The following is a 22,225-nucleotide window of genomic DNA, read 5'->3' as shown; positions in this document are numbered from 1 at the left end:
ATGAATTTTAATATAGTATTATTTGAACCTGAGAAACCTTTAAATACTGGAAATATAGGAAGAACATGTGTACTTACGAATTCAAAGTTGCATTTAATAAAGCCATTTAATTTTTCTTTAGATGATAAAAATGTTAGGAGAGCAGGGTTAGATTATTGGAAGGAAGTAGATTTATATTTATATGAAAATTTCTATGATTTTTATGAAAAATATAGAGAACATAACATTTATATATGCACAACTAAGGGTAAGAAATTTTATACTGAGTCAATATTCAAGGAGGGGGATTGTTTTTTATTTGGTAAGGAATCACAAGGATTGCCTGAGGAAATAATGGATATAATAAAGGATGAAAATAAGATAAGGATTCCGATGATAAATACCACGACTAGATCTTTAAATGTAGCAAACACAGCTAATATAGTATTGTATGAAGCCTTAAGGCAAGTTGGATTTCCTAATATGAAGTAAGTGGAGGATATCGTGGATAAGATAAAAATTATTACAGATAGTACATGTGATTTATCTAAGGATATTATAGAAAAACTAGATATTGAAGTTGTTCCATTAACGGTTAATATAGATTCTAAATCTTATGTAGATGGAGTTGATATAAATTTTAAAGAATTAAATAAGATTATTTTGGAATGTGGAGATTTTCCTACTACATCTCCCCCTAATCCTGACGTTTTTAAAGAAGTATATGAGAAATATTTAACAAAGGGGTATAAAATTATCTCTATTCATATATCAAGTAAATTTAGTTTTACTTGTCAGTCGGCGTTTATTGCAAAGGATATATTAGAAACTCAGGATATATATATTTACGATAGTTTGAATTTAAGTAGTGGTCTTGCAATGATTGTTGTGGAAGCAGCTGAGATGGTTAAAAATGGATGTGAATTTGAAGAAATTTGTAAGAATATTGGATATGGGATATCTAATGTAAAATCTATAGCTATAGTAAATGATATGAGTAATTTGATTATTTCAGGAAAGGTTAATAAAACATTAGGTAAAATTTCTAAATTAACCCGTATGAAAGTTATTATTGGAATTGTAGATGGGGAAGTTACTTTTATAGGAAAAATAATTAGGAAACGGAAAATATTAGACTATTTAATTAATTTTTTAGAGTTAGAAAATTTGGATGATAGTAGTATTATTTATATAGCGCATTCTGATGAGGATGAGTTAACAGGACTTCTTAAAAATTACCTTGAAAAAAATCAATATAAATATTATAGTATAAATACAGGCTGTGTAGTTGGAGCCTATAGCGGAAGTAAGAGTTTAGGTATTTCTATAAAATGTATATAGAGGTGATGATTGATGATTTATGATATTATAATTATTGGTGCTGGTCCTGCTGGATTATCAGCCGCTCTTTATGCTGGTAGAGCGAAACTTAGGACTCTTTTAATTGAGAAGGAATCTTTTGGTGGTCAGGTTTCTACAACTCATGAAGTTGAGAATTATCCTGGTATAGCTAAAGTAACAGGACCTGAGTTATCTGAGTATATGAAACAGCAAGCTATAAGTTTTGGAGTTGAAATAATACAGGAAAATGTTGATGATTTAACTTTGGATTCTGAAATAAAAATTGTTAAAACTTATGAGAATGAATTTAGAGCTAAATCTATTATATTAGCTATGGGTGCAAAACCAAGACTTGCTGGATTTGAGAACGAAGTTAAATTTAGGAGTATGGGAGTATCCTATTGTGCAACTTGTGATGGGGCGTTTTTTGAAGGAATGGATATAGCTGTTATAGGAGGAGGAGATTCTGCTATAACAGAAGCATTATTTCTTACAAGATTTGCAAAATCAATAAAAATTATTCACAGAAGGGATGAATTTAGAGCGGCTAAATCATTGCTTAATAGAGCTCAAGAGCATGAGAAGATTGAATTTATAGTGAATAGTGTTGTTGAAGAAGCGCAAGGGAATGGAGTTTTAGAGAAATTAGTTGTAAGAAATAAAATTACAAATGAACAAAGTGAATTAGATGTAGCAGGATGTTTTGTGTTTGTTGGATTGGATCCTATAAATAATCTTATAAAAGATAAGGTTAATTTGGATGATGCAGGATATGTTATAGCTGGAGAAGACATGAAAACAAATATACCTGGAGTATTTGTTGCTGGAGACCTAAGGCAAAAACCTTTAAGACAAATTGTTACAGCTGCATCTGACGGAGCGATAGCTTCAATCATGGCTGAAAAGTATATAGAGGGTGCAGAATAAAAAATTTAATATTTTGACTAATTTTAAAAGATTATTAAAAAGAGTGCTAATTAAATTAGCACTCTTTTGCTTTATAAATTATTTTAAGGGTTTCTAGAGATGTTTTTTCCCATGAAAAATTTTTGACATGATTCAGACCATTTATTATGATGGAACTCCTAATTTTATTGTTATTTAATATCAAATTGATTTTTTCATATATATCATCTACATCATAAGGATTTATATATAAAGGAGCGGTACCTAATACTTCAGGGATAGATGTTAAATTTGATGCTATAGTTGGTGTTCCACATGCCATAGATTCTAGTGGGGGAAGACCGAATCCTTCATATAATGAGGGATAAATGAAACATGATGCACAATTATATAAAAGAGGGAGATATAATGTTTTAACAAAACCAGTAAAAATTACATTATTTATTAGATTTAATTTAATACAACGATTTAGATAATCATTATATGATTTACCTTTTGTTCCAACTATGATTAATTTAATTTTTTTATTGTGATCATGTACTTTTGAAAATGCTTCAATTAGTCTCGTGATATTTTTTCTTGGACTAAAACCTCCAATATATAAAATGTAATTATAATTTATATTGAAGGTTTTTTTTAAAAAACTTAATGCAAGTTTTTGGTTTATAGGGCGATAAATTTTGGATGGAGATAGGTGGGTTACAAATATTTTATTTTCATTTATATTAAATGTTTTCATGATATCTAGTTTTGAAAAATTTGATACTGTAAGTATATAATTACTTTTTTTAAGTATTTTGTATATATTTTCATTATAGATTTTTAGATATGATTCACTAACGGTTTTGGGAAGTTTTGAAGGGATGATATCGTGTAATGTAGTCACTATTTTATTTGCATTTTTGTTTGGGAGTCCTATTCCATTGTGTGGATTGAAGAAAACATCACATTTATCATTTAATTCTATGGGATTTTTTGAGAGTTCCCAAAAAGATGAGAATTTAGGTATATTAGTATTTTTTGGGAGGATTTTTATAGAATCTTCCTTATTTATTTTAAGTAATTTATTTATTATTTCTGATGAGTAATTACCTATGCCACTACCATTATAAAATAGTGCAGAGCGTCCATCTATTGATATTTTCATATAAGTACCTTCTGAAAAATTATAGTTTTATAATATTAAATTTAATTTAAATTGTTAATCAAATAATAATTATTAATGCTTGGTCATAATGATATAAAGGAGGTGAAGAGAGTATTATGATGAGAGAATTTGAAATAGAGAGACAATTTGATTTAAAAATAGAGAAAATTAAACCTAATAGAGGAATCTATTTTTTGAAGACCAATAAGGGAGAAATGTGTTTAAAAAAGGTATCTTATGGAATACAAAAATTAGTTTTTATATATGGAGCAAAGGAACATTTAATAAAGAATGGATTTGAAAATATAGATAGATTTTATTTGAACATAGAGGGAAATCCATATGCTATAGTAAATGAAGATATCTATACATTATCGAATTGGATAGATGGGCGAGAATGTGATTTTTTAAATATTGATGATGTTAATAATTCAGCAAAAGTTCTTGCGAATCTTCATATATCATCTAAAGGATATGATCCACCTGAGCATTCAAAACTTAAAAGTGATTTGGATAGATGGCCAAGTATTATGGATAAGAGGATAAGATCATTTGATAAGATGAGAGATTTAGTTAGAAAAAAGGGTTTAAAGAACGATGTAGATATGATATATATTAAAAATTATGAGTTTTATAAAGATATAGCTAAAAAGGCGTATAATATTTTTGAAAAATCTAATTATTATGATATTTGCAGAGAAATTGAGAATGAGAAGAGTTTTTGTCATCATGATTATACACATCATAATATAGTGATAGACAAACATGATAATATAAATATTTTAGATTTTGATTATTGTAAAAGAGAAGTAAGAAGCTATGATATAGCGAATTATATAATAAGAGTTTTAAAAAAGAATAATTGGGATATAAATATCTGCAAGAGTATAATTGAGAGTTATAATAGTAATTTAGAATTAAGATATGAAGATATATTTTTAATATATGGTTTTTTGTTATTTCCTCAAAGGTTTTGGAGGGTTTGCAACAGATATTTTTATAATGATGTATTAATAAGGCAAAATGTATTTTTAAGTCAGTTAGAAAAGTTAGTAAATGAACGCGAAAGTTATATGAATTTTATAGATAATTTTGAGAGGGAGTTTTTAATAAAAGTAAATTAAAACGTGTAGAGTTTTACACGTTTTAATTTTTTTTGTTGACTTTTAATTATTATTAAGTGTACTATTTTAGTAAGTAAAATAGGGGGTTATTAACTTTATTTTTAGGGAGGATTATTATGGAGTTAAATTTAAATAATAAAAATATAGTCATTATGGGAGTTGCGAATAATTTTAGTATAGCTTGGCATATAGCTAAATCTCTTAATAATGCAAATTCTAATATAATATTTACATATGTTAATGATAGATTTAGAGATAATATAGAAAAATTATCTAAATCACTTAATGATAACTATTTAATAGTTGAATGTGATGTGACAGATGATGAAAGTATACGTAATTGTTTTAAAGTTATATCGGAAAAGGTTGGAGTAATACACGGCATAGTTCACTCTATAGCATTTGCAAATAAGAATGAATTAAAAGGGGAGTATTTAAATACAACTAGAGATGGGTTTTTATTGGCTCAAAATGTAAGTTCTTATTCATTGACAGGTGTTATAAAAGAGGCTGAGCAGTATATGACTGAGGGAGGTAGTATAGTTACTCTTACATATTATGGAAGTGAAAAAGTTGTTCCGAATTACAATGTTATGGGTGTAGCTAAGGCTTCGCTTGATATGAGTGTTAAGTATTTAGCTAATGATTTAGGACGTAAAAATATAAGAGTCAATGCTATTTCGGCAGGGCCTATAAAAACGTTATCGGCTAAGGGAGTGTCTGATTTTAATTTAATATTAGATGAAATAGAGAAACAGTCTCCACTTCGACGTTTAACTGATCCATCAGAGGTTGGTGATACAGCACTATTTTTGATGAGTGATTTATCAAGGGGTATAACTGGGGAAATAATACATGTAGATTCAGGATTTAATATTTTAGGTGGAAGAAATACTATATAAATTGTATCAAAATTTATACCTAGTGAATAAATTGAAGTAAACATTTATTGTTATGGAAGATTTATGAAAATAGGAGATATAGTAGTTAGAAAATCTTATGATAAGGATATAAAATTTAAGATAGCAGATATTAAAGATATTAATGGAGAAGTTATTTTTATACTAAAGGGAAAAAGTATAAGGATTATAGCCGATGCTTTAAAGGATGACTTAGAGATTGTAGATAACAAATATGATGACAATTTATCTCAATTAGTCAAAGGTAAACTTAAACAGGCATTGAGTAATAATAAAAATTTAGATTGCAGATTTAGTGATAAAAATTATCGTAATGATATAAAAAATGATGAAAATAGAAGTTTTAAGGCAAATAAAAAAAAAGGTCTTACATTTGGGAAAAGTGGTAAGATATTACACGTAGATGGAGATCTTGAATATTTAAATAAATGTATAGAAGTTTATGAGGAACTTTTTGTCAATGTATATGGTGAATGTGTGGATGAAAGTAAACAACCTGATGTTATATTAGATTTAGTAAGTTTTTATAAACCAGATATTGTGGTTTTAACAGGGCATGATAGTATGAGTAAGAATATAGTTGATTATATGGATTTGAACTGTTATAAAAATTCTAAATATTTTATGGAAAGCGTTTGTAAATTACGTTCTTATGAAAAAAATTTGGATGATTTAGTTATATTTGCAGGTGCTTGTCAGAGTTGTTATGAAGCTTTAATTGGAGCCGGTGCTAATTTTGCGACTTCTCCTGGTAGAGTTTTAGTGCATTGCTTGGATCCGGTTCTTGTGTGTTCAAAAATTTTTAATACATCTATTGATAAAACAATCAAGATAAGTGATGTTATTAGTGAGACTATAACTGGATTTAATGGTATTGGAGGAATACAGACAAGAGGAAAATATAGGGAGGGGTTTCCTAAATCTTTCTATATGTGAAATAGATCATTTTAGTATTTACATACTATTTGCTTGGTAAATTTTGACAAATAGTATGTATTTATGATATAATTGTATTTGGAAAGAGGGTGTTGATTTTGGATGGTTTTAAGACACTAGCATCCATAAAAAAGGACATAGAGGATCACGTTGGTCATAAAGTAACATTAAAAGCTAGCGGAGGAAGAAGAAAGGTCTTTATAAATGAGGGTACTATAGAAAAAACATATCATAGTATTTTTTTAATAAGATTAAAGAATGACACCCAACGAATAGTAACATATAGTTATTCTGATGTATTAACTAATACTGTTCAGATAGTTTATGCTAGTTAGTACTTGTAGAATATATAGGTTAAACATATGATAGTTTAAAAATTTAGGTTTATCATTGATTAGATAAACCTAAATTTTTTATTATTAAATATGTAATATTTTTATTTTTACATTAATAATTATATATTAATTAAGTCGTGGAGGTAATAAAGTGGAAGAGATAAATTTAGTAAAACAAAAAATTAGTTATGAATGTAAAAATATAGAGGGACATAATGATTTTGTAGTTAAAGGTGAATATTTAATTCCAGATACTCATCCAGATGTAGATAAAATATTAATGATAGATGTAAAACCTAAGATTATTAATACTGAAGCATTTATGGATAAGATATTTGTAGAGGGAGAGTTAATATACAGCATTGTTTATGTTGCAGTAGATGATGGGAAAAATAATACATACAATGTTTCTTATTCTGATAAATTTAACCTATATATTGAAAGTTTTGGGATGAGAAAAGAAAATTTATATAATATTAAAGTAGATATTTCGGATAAAAAATCATTGTTGTTAAATGAGAGGAAAATTAGTATAGAGGCACATTTGAAATTTAGTTCGAATTCAAATGAAATATTGGATATAGATATTATGAATGATCTTGAGGATCAAGATGATATACAGCTTTTAATGAAAGATTTGGAGATATGTGAACTAAAAGGTACATTTACTGAGGAATTAATGAATGAAACATCAATAAATGTACCTTTAGATAAAGGTGCTATTGGAAAGGTATTAATATGCGATTCATATATATATAAAACAGAGTGTAAATTATTGGATAATAAGATAACATATAATGCTTATTGTAAAGTGAAGGTATTGTATAAAGAAGTTAATTCTGATAATTTAAATTATTTAGAGCAGGATATATATTTAACTAAAGATTGTGATGTGGATGATATAGATTCTAGTATGATCCCAGTACATAATTGGGATATAATTGGATTTGAATATATGATAGATGAAGATGAGTCTGGAGAAAGTAGAGTTATAAATAGTTATATTAACATAAGATGTAATCTTAAAGTTTTAAGTAAGAACATATTGTCTATAATAGATGATGCTTATAGTAAAAATTCTTTAGTTAATTTAGTTAAAAATACTTATAAAATTAATAATGTAGAGGCATATGGCAATATAGATACAATAATTAAGGATAATATAAACGTAGAAGATGTACCGGTTTCTATAATTTATACTACCGGTAGGTGTAGCATATTAAATAAAAAAATCTTAGAGGGTAAGCTTGTAATAGAAGGTGTTATTAATGCTGAAATTATATATAAAAATAGTGATGGAGAATTCTTAAATGTAAAACAAGCATTTCCATTTAACACTAATTTTGAGAATGAAAATATTAAAATAGATATGGATTCAGTATTTAATGAGAATTTAGAAAATATTGAAGCGTTTATTGAAGCTAAGACTATAGGTATAAAAGCGGTTGTAAATATAAGAGTTTATATTAATTCTGAAATTAAAAAAGATATATTGGTTGATATGTATAAAACTCAGGAAGAAATTCCTGTTAAAGATTGTAGTGTTATAATATATATTGTAGGAGAAGAAGATACTCTTTGGGGTATAGCTAAGAAATATTGTGTTTCAATAGAAGATATATGTAGGATTAATAATTTGGATCAAGAAGATGAAATAGCTGGGTATAAATTATTAATACCATCTAAAGCTATATTTTAAGTAGGAGCGTAGCGATGCTACGCTCTTTTTTTGCAATGAATTTTTATAAAAAAAATGTACATAATAAATATGGCTTGTTTAAAGAATGGTATATAAGGATTATTAGAAAATTATGAATATTATTTTTTATAGTGGTTAAAAATATTAAAGTGTATGAGGTGAGAAGTTAATGAGTTATGGTATTAAGGGTGAACTTATAATTATTGGTGGAGCGGAAGACAAGAGTGGAAGCAGAGAAATATTAAGAAGAGTTGCGAATATGATTGATAAAGAAAAAGATACTATGATAGTTTCTACATTAGCTTCTGATTTAGGTAGAGAAGTTGGATATGATTATAAAAATTTATTTCATGAACTTGGAGTTAAAAATATTGAAATTTTAGATATTTCCTCTCGAGATCAATGTGATAATCGAGATTTATTAGATATGGTAAAAAAAGCCTCATTAATATTTTTTACGGGTGGTAATCAGCTCAAAATAACTAGTTTGGTAGGGGGTACACCTCTATATGAAGAAATGAGGAAATTTCATGATAATGGAGGTATATTTGCAGGTACTTCCGCGGGGGCATCGGTTATGAGTGAGACTATGATTGTTAGAGGACCTGATGAAGAGTCGCCAAGAAAGAATAATTTATCTAAATGTCCAGGATTTGGATTTATGCAAGGAGTTATGATAGATCAACATTTTGCCCAAAGAGGAAGAATAGGAAGACTACTAGGTGCTATTGCAGAAAATCCAAGTGTTCTAGGTATTGGTATAGATGAAGATACGGCAATAGTAGTGAATAAGAAAGAAGGTTATTTTAGTGTTATAGGTTCTGGAGCTGTTTATATAATAGATGGTAGATATTTAACTTATAGTAGTTTGTTAGAGCAAGAAAATGAAGTTCCTTTGAGTTTATTCAATGTTAAAATGCATGTTTTAAAAAGTGGAAATTGTTTTGATTTAAATAGAAAGCAACCACTTGAGGAGGAAAGAGTAAAATAATGAAAATTTTAAATTACAGAGCTTATGAGGGTAAAAATATTTATTCTCATAGAAAAGTGGTCAGAATGGATGTAGATTTACAAGGATATTGCGAAACACCTAGTAAGTGCATAGATGGATTCAATGATAAATTGATAGAGTTATTGCCGGAAATTTGGGAGCATAGATGTGGAATAGATGAGGACCATGGGTTTGTAAAGAGATTGAGAGAAGGAACTTATTTGGCTCACGTATGTGAGCATACTATTATTGCGTTACATAGTAGAGTTGGATTAGAAATAGCTTATGGTAAGGCTAGGGAGATAAAAGGAGATCTTTATTATGTTGTTTTTGAATACATTTACAAGAAAACGGCATTAGCTATAGCCAGGCTCGCCATAGATTTGATAAATTCTTTGATATCGAAGAAATATATAGATTTACAATCAAGGATAAGAGATATTAAAAATATATTAGAATATGAAAATTTAGGACCAAGTGCTTTGGCTCTTTGTGAAGCTGCAAAAAAACAGGGCATACCTATTATAAGATTTGATGATGATTCAATGTTTCAGTTTGGATATGGAAGATATAGTAAGATGATTCAAGCGACAATAGATTCAAATACAAGTTCTATTAGTGTGGATATTGCAAGTGATAAAGTTTTAACTAAAAAACTTTTAGAGATGCAGTTTTTACCTGTGGCAAAAGGAGATAAGATCAATAGCCAATTAGAATTATTGATAGAAGCTGAGGCTATAGGATATCCAGTTGTTCTTAAGCCAAGATATGGATATCAGGGTAAAGGAGTATATTTAAACATTAAAAATGAAAAACAGTTAATAGAAGCTTATAATAAAATTAAGTCAAAATATAAGGATATTATGGTTGAACAATATATTGAAGGATATGATTATAGAGTTTGTGTTGTGGATGGAGATGTTATTGCAGTATCTAGGAGGAATCCACCTATGGTTAAAGGAGATGGAGTCTCTACTATTAAGGAATTAATAGAAATTCTGAATTCTGATGAATCTAGAGGGGATGGGCATGAGAAACCACTTACTAAAATTAAGATAGATAATGAGCTGATTTTTTGTATATCTAAAAGTGGATATAGTTTAGATAGTGTTTTAGAGGATGGTAAGGAGTTGGTATTAAGGGAGAATTCAAATTTATCTACTGGAGGTACTTCAGAAGATTGTACAGATAAAATTTGTAAAGAAAATATTGATATTTGTATTAGAGCCTCTAAGGCTATAGGACTTAATATTTGTGGTATAGATCTTTGCTGTATGGATGTTTCAAAGCCTTTATATGATAATGGAGTTATAGTTGAGGTTAATGCAGCTCCTGGTATTAGAATGCACCATTATCCAAGTGAGGGAACACCAAGGGATGTAGCTAATGTTATTGTTTCTGCGTTATTTAAGAATTCTCCTAAGAGTATACCATTGATTGCGATAACAGGAACTAATGGTAAGACAACTACAACTAGGATTGTAGCTCATACATTGAGAGGACTTGGTTATACTGTTGGTATGACTACGACTAGTGGAGTGTTTTTAAATGATCAATGTATAGTTAAAGGAGATATGACTGGTTTTTTTAGTGCGAGGAGTATATTATTAAACAAAGATGTTGATGTGGCTGTGTTAGAAACTGCTCGTGGAGGAATTATAAGAAATGGTTTGGCTTATGATTTAGCTGACGTTGGAGTAATTACAAATATAAGTGATGATCATTTGGGTATCGATGGTGTTAACACTTTAGAGGAATTAGCACATGTAAAGTCTTTAGTTATAGAAGCAGTTAAACCTGATGGATATTCAATAATAAACGGTGATGATGATATGTGTAGGAAGATATCGTCTAGAGCAAAAGGTAATTTGATAGTATTTTCTAAGGATAAAGATAATGAGTTTTTAAGAGAAAATTTAGATAAGGGAAACTATGGAATATATATATCTAATAATTCTATTTATGTAGAGAAAAATAGAAGGATATTTCATATTGCTGATTTAAGAGATATACCTATTACCTTTAATGGGGCTCTTACTCATAATATAGAAAATGTTCTTACAGCAACTGCATCTTTAGTGGGACTTGAAATAGATTATTGCATAATATCTAAAGGGCTTAAGAGTTTTCAGTGTGATGATAAACATAATAAAGGAAGATTTAATCAGTTTGATGTTAGAGGAGTAAAAGTAATTTTAGATTATGCTCACAATATTCAAGGGTTTAATGCTATTTTTAGTAGTATAAAGAATATGGGGTATAGTAAAGTAACTGGTGTTATAGGAATACCAGGAGATAGGAATGATAGTGTTGGATTTGAAATTGGAAAACTTTGTTCTAAATATTTAAGTTTTAGTTATATAAAAGAAGATAGCGATAAACGAGGAAGACAAGAGAATGAGGTTGCAAATATTATTAGACAAGGTTTTGGGAATAACAGTAATTTTAAAATAATACTCGATGAGGGAGAAGCTTTGAGTGAGGCTATTGATAATGCTAAGCAGGGTGATTTAATAGTAGCTTTTTATGAGGATTATGATAAGTTGTATAAGGTGATTTTAGATAAACAGAATATAACTCCTAAAAAGGGATTAGCTTAAAAAATAATCAGGGTTTCTTTTGTATCCCTGATTATTTTTTGATTTTAAATACTCTTTTTTATATAATTTAATAAGTTATACGAGAAATGGGAGAGTTATATGAAACTAAGGAGTTATGGCAAGATTAATATTTTTTTAAATATTTTGGGGAAAAGAAAAGATGGATATCATGATATTGAAACATTGATTCAGAGAATTGATTTGTTTGATGATATATATTTAAAAGTAGATAAAGAGTTTGAAGGAGTATACATAGAAATCGAATGTGATAATCATCAAATACCTATAGATCATAGGAATTTGTGCTATAAAGCTTGTATGTGGTTTATAGAAAAGTATGGTTTGAAGGGGAAAATATATATAAAAATACATAAAAATATACCCGTATGTTCAGGCCTTGGTGGTGGGACAAGTAATGGAGCTGAAATAATAAAAGCCTTAAACTATATATATAAATTAGATATTCCTATAGATGTTTTATGTAGGGATAGTATTGTATTAGGTGCTGATTTTCCTTATTGTATTTTAGGAGGAAGTGTTTTATGTGAGGGTATAGGAGAGAAAGTAACGAAATTAAAATCTTTTGAAGATAAAATAATTTTAATTATAAAACCTGATTTTGGTTTTTCTACTAAAGATGTTTATAATAAATTTAATTTATATAATATAAAATATAATATAAACAAGGATATGATCATTAATTATTTGAATAATGATAAGTTCTACGATGTTTGTAATAATATTTCAAATATATTGGAATATTCGGATGTAGAGAATATGGATGTTATACGAGATATGAAATATAGATTAATAAATAGTGGTGCCATTAATGCTTCTATGAGTGGTAGCGGGTCAGCAGTATATGGAGTTTTTGATAATTTATATTTAGCTCAACGCTCGTATGATATATTTAAAAAAGAATTTAATGAAGTATTTTTAACAAAAACTATTAATGAGTAGGGTGTGTAGATGTTTAATTTACATGCCTTATTTTTGTGCATAATTACAAAAAAATAGTAAATAATAAAATTATTAATTAGTTTGGAAGGAATTAATATGATGAATTTACTTAATGTTATGAATAAAAATTTTTATTGGTTAATGATAATTGTAATTGGAATATTAGCTTTTATTGAATTAAGGGAGGTAAATCAATTAAAGAATGATAAAAATGTATGTAAAGCATTAATTTGGATTTATTCTTTTGGAACTTTAGGTATTTTTATTATCAATATTTTGAAATAGGAGGTATATATGGAAGAGAAAATTAAAGAAATAATTTCACCGAATGTAAATGAAATTAATAGTTATCTAAAGGAATTGCTTAAGGATAATTCAGATGTTGTATTTAGAGAATTTAATGTGTCGGGTAAGAAGTGTTTACTTGTTTGTATAGATGGTATATCGGATAAAAACTTAACAAATAATTTTGTAATGGAAACTCTTTTAGATAACAATAGTTTAGTTAATCTAAGTGAAAAACAATTATTCGATATACTAACTACTTCTGATATGAAAAAATCTTCTAATTTAAGAGATTCAATTATCGACTTATTATCTGGAGAAACCCTTCTTTTTATCGAAGGGAAAAGTGAATGTTATATTATTGCAACAAGGTCATGGCCAAATCGTGGTGTAGGGGAACCTTCGGGTGAGTCTGTAATACGAGGATCTAGAGATGGTTTTACAGAAACTATAAGGTCTAATACAGCTCTTATTAGGAGAAGAGTTAGAGATACAAGGCTTAGGATAGAATCTATTAAAGTTGGGGTTAGATCTAAAACTGATACTGCTATTGTTTATATAGATGATATTGTTAATGAAGATGTTTTAACAAGAGTTAAAAAGAAGTTAGAAAGTATAGATATAGATGCAATATTAGATAGTGGATATATTGAACAATTGATTGAGAATGATAAATGGTCTATATTTCCACAGGTTCAAGCAACTGAGAGACCAGAAGTTGTATCATCTGCAATTTATGAAGGTAAGGTTTGTATTATAGTTGATAATTCCCCTTTTGTTCTTATAACGCCAGCAACTTTTTCTAATTTATTTCAAACTCCAGATGATTATAATCTTAGATGGATTTATAGTACATTTTCTAGATTAATAAGATTTTTTGCTCTTATTATATCTTTAGTACTTCCATCATTATATGTTTCGGTGACTAGTTTTCATACGTCTATTATTCCAGCAAAACTTGCCTATTCTATAGCAAGTTCTCGTCAAGGGATTGCATTTCCTCCGATTTTTGAGGCTGTTATAATGGAAGTTTTTTTAGCATTTTTGCTTGAAGCAATTGTTAGATTACCAAAAGCTATAGGATCAACGATTGGTATTGTTGGTGGAATTGTAATAGGTCAGGCAGCTGTAAGTGCGGGTCTTGTTAGTCCTGTTATGATAGTTATTGTTGCTCTAACAATAATAAGTGGGTTTATGTCGCCTAACTACGAGGTTATGCTGTCTATTAGATTATTTAGGATAATGTATATAATAATATCTGGTATTTTTGGATTTTATGGAATAATTTTAGGAACGTTTGTTTTTCTTACATATTTATTGAAAATGGATAGTTTTGGGATTCCTTATTTATCACCAATTGTTAATATGAGAAAAAAGGATTTTAAAGATATATTTGTGAAATATCCTCTTTATTTATTTAAGGATAGGCCTAAGTATATGGATACTCAGGATAAAAAGAGACAGAAATAAAGGAGTTATATATGAGAAATAATGCAGATCGTAAGGTTATACGAAGTTTTGGGGTTTTTTCAACACTTTTTTTAAGTTTAGTTGGATTTGGAGTTTTTACTTATACCAAGAATATAGGCAAAATTTTGGGTAACAACGCTTTTTTTCCGACCATTATATATGGAATTATTTATTTAGCTGTTATTTATATAATTTATAATACTGTTAAGATAAATAATAACAATGAACTGAATATTATTGTGGAAAATTTATTTGGGAAGTTTATAGGGAGAATATTATTATTTTTAATTAGTATAGGCATCATATTTTTGATATCAATGCAGCTTAGAATCTTTATTGATTCTATAAAATTATATATATTTCCAGAAATAAATAGTGAGTTTATGATAGGAGCGACGCTTATAATTTGTTATTATGTGGTTAGATTTGGGGATAAAGTTCTAACTGGTATTAATGAAATAATGTTCGTGTTTCTATTGATATGTTGTTTTGTAACGTTTGCCATAGTATGCAAAAATATAAATTTAGATAATATGTTACCTATGAACATAGAAAGTGGGTATATATATTTAAAAGGGTTTTTAACTTTTAGTAGTTATTTTATTGGATCTATGATGCTTTATTATATTCTTCCAAGATACAGGAGTGAGGGTAATGAGAAGGTAAATGTAAATTATAAGTCGACGATTTTATCATTTGTATTTTTATCATTATTATTTCTTACATGTGTTGGAATACTTAATATAAATCAAACTGTGAAATCTAATTGGCCTATAATCATAGCATTTACTACGATAGATGTTCCTGGAGGATTTATTGAGAGAGTTGAGGGAATTGTTATAACTATAGCCACTATATTTTTTATAGTAAATTTTATAAATTTATATTTTTATGCTAGTTATGTAAATAGTAAATCTTTAGGATTATTTAGGCATAAAGTTTCATCGACAATGTTTATACCTATTATATATATTTTAACTTTGATTCCTAAAGGAGTTGAGGATATTGATTTTATAATAAATACGTGGGTATTTTATATATCTTTAATTCTAGTTTTTTTTGTACCTGTAGTTCTTTTTTTAGCGACTTATATAAAGAGGAGCATTGTAAAAGGAGAGGGTGTAAAATGAAAAAATTAATGTTTGTATTTTGGGGTATTTTTATATGTGTTATTATGAAATCATGTACATATTCTCAGAGTATTGATACAAGACTTTTTGTATCAGGAATAGGTGTTGATATAAATGATGATGGTGATTATTCTTTGTATTTATCTTATCCTGATATATCAGAATTTTCTCCTGAATCTTCAAAAATTAAAGGGGCAGGTAGCATCGATGGGTTTGGTAAAACGTTTTATGAAGCTATGTATGATATTGTAAGTAAAACTAAAAAAAATATTGATCTTGATCATGTTAAGATAGTTGTTATATCTTCTAAATTAGCTAAAAATAATAATAGTTTTTGTGAAGTATTGGACTATTTATCTCATAATCCTCAAATTAGTAGGAGGATTTTCATGTGTATAGGAGATGGAGATTCAAAAGATTTTATAAATTTTAAATCTAAGTCAGGTGAAGACTCTCAAATATTTATTGAGGAATTAATTGAATATAATAGTAAGAAAAATGGAATTAAGTCTGTGACATTAAGTAATATGTTGGATTATTTTTCTCAAAATAAGAATATATTAATACCTGTTTTAAGATTAAATAATGATAAGAATGTAATGAGTATAAAAGGAAGTTATATTTTAGATAATGAAAGTTATATAGATGAGCTTAATCTTAAAAATACTAGGGTAATTAACTTATTAAGAGGAGATAATGATAAAATTATATATAGTATTCCTTTTAAAAGCAGGTATATAGATTATGAATCTGAGAGTACCAAGAGAAGAATAAATATTATAAGTCATAAAAATATGAATTTGGAATTGAATTTGAATACAACTATAAAAAATTGTTTGGATCCTAATCATATATTTTCATATAATATCATGGATGATTTAAATAATAATTTAGATAATATTATTAAAATAGATTGTATGAATTTATTAGATAGATTTTATAAAAATGGTATAGATATATTAAATTTAGAGAATTATTTTTATAAATTTAGTCCAAAGATTTGGAGAAGTGAGATTAGGAGAAATCCTAATTGGATAGAAGGTTTTAGTATAAATTTAAACATAATAAATAATATAACAAATACAGAAAATATATCGTTTTAATGAATAAAAAATTTGATAAATGTAACAATTACCTTGAGGTGTAATTATGAAATTTATCAAATTTTTATTTTTTATGTTATTTATTTTAAGCTTAAATTTTTTAAATATGGACAAGGTATGTGTTAAGTCAAGAGAGAATTTAATAGAGCTTGATTATGAAGAATTGAGTGAAAATATAATAAGATTTCATTTTATAGCTAATAGTGATTTAGATTTTGATCAATATGTTAAAAATGCTGTTAAGGATGAAATTATGGATTATCTTGAAAAAGATTCAAAATTAAAATCAAGTAAATCTGATAATATTGACTATTTAAAGGGAAATTTAAACAAAATAAGGGAAATTGCTATAAATGTTCTTAATGATTATAGAGTGTATGATGAGGTTACCATAGATATTGGTAAAAAATATTTTGATGAAAGAGTGTATGGATCTTATATAATTCCTGAAGGCATATATGATTATTTTATATTGAATATAGGACAGGCATCTGGTAAAAATTTTTGGAGTTTGTTATTTTCGAGCATAGGTTTTATACAAAGTGATGATAAAAAGATAGATTCTATTCCATCTATAATAAAAAGTAATAAAAAGGATTCTGAAGTTTTTAGCTCAAATGATAAATCAAGGGTAAGTCGTGTGAATGAAGTTAAGGTATCTTTTAAAATAATTGAGATCGTAAAAGGGTTTTTTAAAAAAATATTTTAAGCTACACTATTTAAATAAGTATAGCTTAAATTTTATCTAAGATTATTTATTATAGATGATAAGTTCTCTATGAAATTTAATTTTTTAATCTTATTAGTATTATTTTTTAGTGAGGTTAAAATTTCAGAGTTATCTATTAATTCAACAAATTTGTTAATACTTTCTTGATTTTGTGTTATTCTCATACCTATATTATTTTTTATGATAAAATCAGCATTTAGTTCTTCCTGTCCAGGCATAGCATCAAAAAATACTATAGGAAGATTTGAAGAAATGGCTTCTGTAAGTGTAAGTCCACCAGGTTTTGTAACTATGACATCACAAACACTCATATATTTACTGACCTCTTTAGTAAAACCAAGTAGGTGGAATTTTATAGAATTTCCGGTATAATTTGAAATAATACGCTTAAATTTTTTATATAAATATTCATTACGTCCGGCTATGATAATTATTTGGAGGTTTCTATTTATTGTTATTAGAAGCTTAAATATTTTAATTACATAGTCAACTCCTAGACTACCTGACATAATTAGTATGGTGAAACAATTTTCATTAAAACCTATAGTATTAAGAACATCTTTTTTATCATAGGGTTTTAAAAAGTTAACACTAACAGGTATACCAATCGGATAAATTATATTTCTATCCACTCCTCTTTGTACCATATCATCAGTCATTTGTTCGCTTGCCGTTATATATGCATCTACATTGTTAGATATCCAAAATCTATGTGGTCCATAATCAGTTAATAAATTAATTAATTTAATTTCGGGTATATTTCCAAGCTCTTTTAGATATGATACCATTTGAGTTGAGAATGGATGAGTAGAAATCATTATATCAGTCTTAAAATCCAATATAATTGGAAGTAGTTTTTTGGATAAACTTTTTAAAATTGAATAAAAAACGTCTAAGGGAGTATGATTTTTTTCAGCATAATAATAGATTTTTCCATATAAATTTGAGTATTTCTTAATACATTCACTATAAGAGGATGTTAGTAATTTGTTAAACGATGGATTAATATTATCTATTGTGTTTAGTGTTTTTACAGTATAGTTTAAATTTTTATATTTAATGTGTTCATAAATCGCTTCGGCAGCCTTTATATGGCCACCACCTATATCTGACGTAAAAATTAAAATATTCATTTTATTAATATCCCTCAAAAAATATAATTTATAAGCATCGTTTATTTGATATTTACACTAAAAAAATACTTTTTTATGCTTAATTATATAGATATTTTATTTAAGTTTCAATATAATTAATTAAAATGTAAAACTAGGATTGTTATAGCTTTATTTTATTTTTGTAGTGAGATTATTTTAATTAAAATAAAACATTTATATACATCTTACAAATTATTTTATTTAAATGTAGTTTTTTAGGAGGAAATTATGAGTTGTAAATTTGTATTTGTAACTGGAGGAGTTGTTTCATCTTTGGGGAAAGGTATAACAGCAGCATCTCTTGGAAGACTTTTAAAAAATAGAGGTCTTAGGGTATCTATTCAAAAATTTGATCCATATTTAAACATAGATCCTGGAACTATGAGTCCATATCAACATGGGGAAGTTTTTGTGACTGATGATGGGGCTGAGACTGATCTAGATTTAGGGCATTATGAAAGATTTATTGATGAAAGTCTCACAAAAGATAATAATATAACTACCGGTAAAATTTATTGGGAGGTTATATCAAAAGAAAGAAGAGGAGATTATTTAGGAGGAACTGTACAAGTAATTCCACATATAACAGATAAAATAAAGGATTTTGTTTATTATTTATCTAAAGATAATAAATATGATGTTATTATTATAGAGATTGGAGGTACTGTTGGAGATATAGAATCTCTTCCTTTTTTGGAAAGTATCAGACAAATTAAGTTTGATATAGGTTCTGATAACGTTTGTTATGTACACGTAACACTTGTACCATTTTTAGGAAAAGCTGGAGAACTTAAAACAAAACCGACCCAGCATTCAGTAAAAGAATTAAGGAGTATAGGTATTCAGCCAGATATTATAGTTTGCAGGACGGAGAAGGAATTATCTAGTGATCTTAAAAGAAAAATTGGTTTATTTTGTAATGTATCTCAAGAAAATGTTATTCAAAATTTAGATGCGAGTAATTTATATGAAGTACCTCTTCTTTTGCATAAGGAAGGATTTGATGAGAAGGTTTGTAAATCACTAGATATTCATACGAAGGACATAGATAATTCTGAGTGGATTGGTATTGTTGACAATATAAAGTCAATTAAAGATGATGTTGAAATTGCAATTGTTGGTAAATATGTAGAGCTTCATGATGCGTATATATCTATAGTTGAATCTTTAAATCATGGAGGATATTTAAATAAAGTTAATGTGAAAATAAGGTGGATTAATGCGTCTTGTGTTAAAGAAGAAAATGTTTTTGATTCCTTAAAGGGTGTTAATGGTATACTCATTCCTGGAGGATTTGGGGATAGAGGTATAGAAGGTAAAATTTCTGCAATAAAGTATGCAAGGGAAAATAATATACCGTTTTTAGGAATATGCTTAGGCATGCAGTGTACTGTTATAGAATTTGCAAGAAATGTTTTAGGATTTAAAGATGCTACATCATCTGAGTTTAATAAGGATTCAAAACATAAAGTTATAGATATAATGGTTGATCAAGTTAATATTGAAAATCTTGGTGGTACAATGAGGCTCGGATCATATCAGTGTAAGTTATACAAAGATTCTAAAGCTTATAGTGCTTATAATTCTGAAATAATATACGAAAGACATAGGCACAGATATGAATTTAATAATGAGTATAGAGAATTGTTTTTAAATAATGGTATGATATTATCTGGTATAAATACTGATAATGATTTGGTAGAGATTGTTGAAATTAAGAATCATCCGTGGTTTGTTGCAGTTCAGTTCCATCCTGAGCTTAAGTCAAAGCCTAATAATCCACATCCACTATTTGTAGATTTCATAAGATACAGTAAAGAATATAAGGATTTAAGATAAATTTGTTGACAAATTTTAAGTAATTTTATAATTATATTTTATAAAATATATCCTTTTAGAAATGCCTTTCTTGAATCTTTTCTTATAAAATTACCTTGTTTTTAGAGACATATTTTTTAAATTGAGAGGAGGATTTTACAATAAATTTATTATTGTAAAATATTTAAATATATGAATATTTTGAAATTAGAAGAAATGTCTTTATCAGAGCTTAGACAATCCGCTAGGACTCTTGATATTAAAAATTATTCTAAATTAAAAAAGGATGATCTTATTCATAGGATTTCTGAATTATCTCCAACTATAATTGAAAAAGATGGTGTTATTTTGGTTGAAAAAATAAAGTCGAAGATGGTTAAATCTACTGAACAAGATTGTAATATTAACACTGAAAATAGTGGGGATAAATTAGATAAATTTCAGGATATGATTTTAAATTCTGAGAATGCTAATGGTGTTTTGGAAATAAATGATAATAATAGTTTTGGATTTTTACGAGGAAAGAATTATTTGACTAGTATGGAAGATGTTTATGTTTCTCCTTCTCAAATAAGAAGATTTAACTTAAAAACTGGGGATCATATAATAGGTAAAGTTAGAGATCCTAAAGATGGTGAAAAGTATAGAGCTCTTTTATATGTCGAGAGGATTAATGGATTTTTACCAGACGAGGCGATAAAGAGGAAGAATTTTGAGGAACTTACTCCTATTTATCCAAATGAGAGATTAAAACTTGAGAGTGGAGATGGAAGTGATTTATCGACTAGATTAATGGATATAATATGTCCTATAGGTAAAGGACAACGTGGTATGATTGTTGCACCACCTAAAGCTGGTAAGACAAGTATATTAAAAAAAATAGCACAGAATATTTTGAAAAATAATGAAGATATAAAATTAATAATTCTCCTTATAGATGAAAGGCCTGAGGAAGTTACTGATATGCAAAGAACAATTGAAGGTGGGGAAGTTATTTATTCTACTTTTGATGAGGAACCGAATCAACATGTTAAAGTTGCTACAATGGTACTTGAAAGAGCTAAGCGTATGGTTGAACATGGGAAAGATGTGTTTATTTTAATGGATAGTTTAACGAGACTTGCTAGGGCATGTAATTTAACAATTGTACCTACAGGTAGGACTCTATCAGGGGGGCTTGATCCTGGATCATTGAGAATACCTAAAAAGTTTTTTGGTGCTGCAAGAAACTTTGAACAAGGTGGGAGCCTTACGATACTTGCGACAGCTCTTGTTGATACAGGATCTAGGATGGATGATATGATATTTGAGGAATTTAAGGGTACAGGTAATATGGAAGTTCATTTAGATAGGAAATTGCAAGAAAGAAGATTGTTTCCAAGTATTGATATATATAAATCAGGAACTCGAAAAGAGGATTTATTGTTTACAAATGATGAAAGGGAAATATCTTTCTATCTTAGAAGAATAATGCATAGGGAGGGGAACTCTGAAAATATAATAGAGAGTTTAATAAAGGTATTCCAGAATACTAGGAATAATAAAGAATTTATTGATTATTATAAAGCCATAATTGATAAAGATGATAATAAATAAA

Annotated in this window: 20 protein-coding genes; 18 read left to right on the top strand and 2 right to left on the bottom strand. The window is 27.5% G+C overall.

Translation table 11 applies throughout. The annotated features are described in order from the left end of the window. Genes SFBM_RS06715 through trxB form a run of 3 tightly spaced genes read left to right on the top strand, consistent with a single transcriptional unit; the run spans window position 1 to window position 2,247 of the window. Complete coding sequence (locus tag SFBM_RS06715) at window positions 1-471, top strand: tRNA (cytidine(34)-2'-O)-methyltransferase (protein ID WP_005805317.1); 471 nt, start codon at window positions 1-3, stop codon at window positions 469-471. Between the two features lie 12 nt (window positions 472-483). Continuing rightward, window positions 484-1,320, top strand: coding sequence for a DegV family protein (locus SFBM_RS06710; RefSeq protein WP_007442301.1), 837 nt, complete (start codon window positions 484-486; stop codon window positions 1,318-1,320). Between the two features lie 12 nt (window positions 1,321-1,332). Further along, entirely contained in the window at window positions 1,333-2,247 is a 915-nt protein-coding gene (gene trxB, locus SFBM_RS06705; protein ID WP_005805320.1) for a thioredoxin-disulfide reductase, read from the top strand. Window positions 2,248-2,302: 55 nt separating this feature from the next. Here trxB and SFBM_RS06700 read toward each other — a convergent pair whose 3' ends face one another. Next, window positions 2,303-3,373 carry a glycosyltransferase family 4 protein gene (locus SFBM_RS06700; protein WP_014018056.1) on the bottom strand — a complete coding sequence of 357 codons (1,071 nt, stop codon included), beginning with the start codon at window positions 3,371-3,373 and terminating at the stop codon, window positions 2,303-2,305. A 116-nt stretch (window positions 3,374-3,489) separates the two neighbouring features. Here SFBM_RS06700 and SFBM_RS06695 point away from each other — a divergent pair, with 116 nt between their 5' ends. From SFBM_RS06695 to SFBM_RS06635, 13 genes are all read left to right on the top strand, one after another. Beyond that, window positions 3,490-4,497, top strand: a complete 1,008-nt coding sequence (locus SFBM_RS06695) for a CotS family spore coat protein (protein WP_005805323.1) — start codon at window positions 3,490-3,492, stop codon at window positions 4,495-4,497. A gap of 116 nt (window positions 4,498-4,613) precedes the next feature. Continuing rightward, on the top strand, window positions 4,614-5,399 hold the full coding sequence (fabI, locus tag SFBM_RS06690; RefSeq protein WP_005805325.1) for an enoyl-ACP reductase FabI: 786 nt from the start codon (window positions 4,614-4,616) through the stop codon (window positions 5,397-5,399). A 63-nt stretch (window positions 5,400-5,462) separates the two neighbouring features. Then, window positions 5,463-6,353 carry a sporulation peptidase YabG gene (gene yabG, locus SFBM_RS06685; RefSeq protein WP_007439876.1) on the top strand — a complete coding sequence of 297 codons (891 nt, stop codon included), beginning with the start codon at window positions 5,463-5,465 and terminating at the stop codon, window positions 6,351-6,353. A 98-nt stretch (window positions 6,354-6,451) separates the two neighbouring features. Next, entirely contained in the window at window positions 6,452-6,688 is a 237-nt protein-coding gene (locus tag SFBM_RS06680) for a Veg family protein (protein ID WP_007439875.1), read from the top strand. Window positions 6,689-6,839: 151 nt separating this feature from the next. Then, a complete protein-coding gene (locus SFBM_RS06675; protein ID WP_014018055.1) occupies window positions 6,840-8,387 on the top strand; it encodes a DUF3794 and LysM peptidoglycan-binding domain-containing protein in 1,548 nt (515 codons plus the stop codon). Between the two features lie 169 nt (window positions 8,388-8,556). After that, window positions 8,557-9,378: a cyanophycinase gene (locus SFBM_RS06670; RefSeq protein WP_005805330.1), complete on the top strand. Its 822-nt coding sequence runs from the start codon at window positions 8,557-8,559 to the stop codon at window positions 9,376-9,378. After that, a complete protein-coding gene (gene cphA, locus SFBM_RS06665) occupies window positions 9,378-11,978 on the top strand; it encodes a cyanophycin synthetase (RefSeq protein WP_005805331.1) in 2,601 nt (866 codons plus the stop codon). Before SFBM_RS06670 ends, cphA begins: the two co-directional genes overlap by 1 nt. A gap of 99 nt (window positions 11,979-12,077) precedes the next feature. Beyond that, window positions 12,078-12,938, top strand: a complete 861-nt coding sequence (gene ispE, locus SFBM_RS06660) for a 4-(cytidine 5'-diphospho)-2-C-methyl-D-erythritol kinase (protein ID WP_005805333.1) — start codon at window positions 12,078-12,080, stop codon at window positions 12,936-12,938. A gap of 96 nt (window positions 12,939-13,034) precedes the next feature. Continuing rightward, complete coding sequence (locus SFBM_RS06655; protein WP_005805334.1) at window positions 13,035-13,223, top strand: hypothetical protein; 189 nt, start codon at window positions 13,035-13,037, stop codon at window positions 13,221-13,223. Window positions 13,224-13,232: 9 nt separating this feature from the next. After that, window positions 13,233-14,693, top strand: coding sequence for a spore germination protein (locus tag SFBM_RS06650; RefSeq protein ID WP_005805335.1), 1,461 nt, complete (start codon window positions 13,233-13,235; stop codon window positions 14,691-14,693). An 11-nt stretch (window positions 14,694-14,704) separates the two neighbouring features. After that, window positions 14,705-15,823: a GerAB/ArcD/ProY family transporter gene (locus SFBM_RS06645; RefSeq protein ID WP_005805337.1), complete on the top strand. Its 1,119-nt coding sequence runs from the start codon at window positions 14,705-14,707 to the stop codon at window positions 15,821-15,823. After that, complete coding sequence (locus SFBM_RS06640) at window positions 15,820-16,926, top strand: Ger(x)C family spore germination protein (RefSeq protein WP_005805338.1); 1,107 nt, start codon at window positions 15,820-15,822, stop codon at window positions 16,924-16,926. Before SFBM_RS06645 ends, SFBM_RS06640 begins: the two co-directional genes overlap by 4 nt. Window positions 16,927-16,972: 46 nt before the next feature. Next, complete coding sequence (locus tag SFBM_RS06635; protein ID WP_005805339.1) at window positions 16,973-17,635, top strand: stage II sporulation protein R; 663 nt, start codon at window positions 16,973-16,975, stop codon at window positions 17,633-17,635. 32 nt (window positions 17,636-17,667) lie between these two features. Here SFBM_RS06635 and SFBM_RS06630 read toward each other — a convergent pair whose 3' ends face one another. Beyond that, window positions 17,668-18,789 (bottom strand): MGDG synthase family glycosyltransferase, encoded by a 1,122-nt coding sequence (locus SFBM_RS06630; RefSeq protein WP_005805340.1) that lies wholly within the window; start codon window positions 18,787-18,789, stop codon window positions 17,668-17,670. Window positions 18,790-19,038: 249 nt separating this feature from the next. Here SFBM_RS06630 and SFBM_RS06625 point away from each other — a divergent pair, with 249 nt between their 5' ends. After that, on the top strand, window positions 19,039-20,649 hold the full coding sequence (locus SFBM_RS06625) for a CTP synthase (RefSeq protein ID WP_005805341.1): 1,611 nt from the start codon (window positions 19,039-19,041) through the stop codon (window positions 20,647-20,649). Window positions 20,650-20,820: 171 nt separating this feature from the next. Further along, the gene (gene rho, locus SFBM_RS06620) at window positions 20,821-22,224 is read left to right on the top strand and encodes a transcription termination factor Rho (protein WP_005805342.1); all 1,404 of its coding nucleotides are present in this window, start codon (window positions 20,821-20,823) and stop codon (window positions 22,222-22,224) included. Window position 22,225 lies beyond the last annotated feature (1 nt).

Source organism: Candidatus Arthromitus sp. SFB-mouse-Japan, assembly GCF_000270205.1.
Classification (GTDB): domain Bacteria; phylum Bacillota; class Clostridia; order Clostridiales; family Clostridiaceae; genus Dwaynesavagella.
Note: the sequence above shows the minus strand (reverse complement) of the source record. Positions and strands in the feature narration are given on the sequence as shown.

Bases quoted from the DNA above. Each gene is read 5' to 3' on its own strand.
- SFBM_RS06695 (WP_005805323.1), top strand. From the start codon at position 3,490: ATGATGAGAGAATTTGAAATAGAGAGACAATTTGATTTAAAAATAGAG.
- SFBM_RS06715 (WP_005805317.1), top strand. From the start codon at position 1: ATGAATTTTAATATAGTATTATTTGAACCTGAGAAACCTTTAAATACT.
- SFBM_RS06645 (WP_005805337.1), top strand. From the start codon at position 14,705: ATGAGAAATAATGCAGATCGTAAGGTTATACGAAGTTTTGGGGTTTTT.
- rho (WP_005805342.1), top strand. From the start codon at position 20,821: ATGAATATTTTGAAATTAGAAGAAATGTCTTTATCAGAGCTTAGACAA.
- fabI (WP_005805325.1), top strand. From the start codon at position 4,614: ATGGAGTTAAATTTAAATAATAAAAATATAGTCATTATGGGAGTTGCG.
- SFBM_RS06630 (WP_005805340.1), bottom strand. From the start codon at position 18,789: ATGAATATTTTAATTTTTACGTCAGATATAGGTGGTGGCCATATAAAG.
- cphA (WP_005805331.1), top strand. From the start codon at position 9,378: ATGAAAATTTTAAATTACAGAGCTTATGAGGGTAAAAATATTTATTCT.
- SFBM_RS06640 (WP_005805338.1), top strand. From the start codon at position 15,820: ATGAAAAAATTAATGTTTGTATTTTGGGGTATTTTTATATGTGTTATT.
- SFBM_RS06655 (WP_005805334.1), top strand. From the start codon at position 13,035: ATGATGAATTTACTTAATGTTATGAATAAAAATTTTTATTGGTTAATG.
- SFBM_RS06650 (WP_005805335.1), top strand. From the start codon at position 13,233: ATGGAAGAGAAAATTAAAGAAATAATTTCACCGAATGTAAATGAAATT.
- SFBM_RS06625 (WP_005805341.1), top strand. From the start codon at position 19,039: ATGAGTTGTAAATTTGTATTTGTAACTGGAGGAGTTGTTTCATCTTTG.
- trxB (WP_005805320.1), top strand. From the start codon at position 1,333: ATGATTTATGATATTATAATTATTGGTGCTGGTCCTGCTGGATTATCA.
- SFBM_RS06635 (WP_005805339.1), top strand. From the start codon at position 16,973: ATGAAATTTATCAAATTTTTATTTTTTATGTTATTTATTTTAAGCTTA.
- ispE (WP_005805333.1), top strand. From the start codon at position 12,078: ATGAAACTAAGGAGTTATGGCAAGATTAATATTTTTTTAAATATTTTG.
- SFBM_RS06670 (WP_005805330.1), top strand. From the start codon at position 8,557: ATGAGTTATGGTATTAAGGGTGAACTTATAATTATTGGTGGAGCGGAA.
- SFBM_RS06700 (WP_014018056.1), bottom strand. From the start codon at position 3,373: ATGAAAATATCAATAGATGGACGCTCTGCACTATTTTATAATGGTAGT.
- yabG (WP_007439876.1), top strand. From the start codon at position 5,463: ATGAAAATAGGAGATATAGTAGTTAGAAAATCTTATGATAAGGATATA.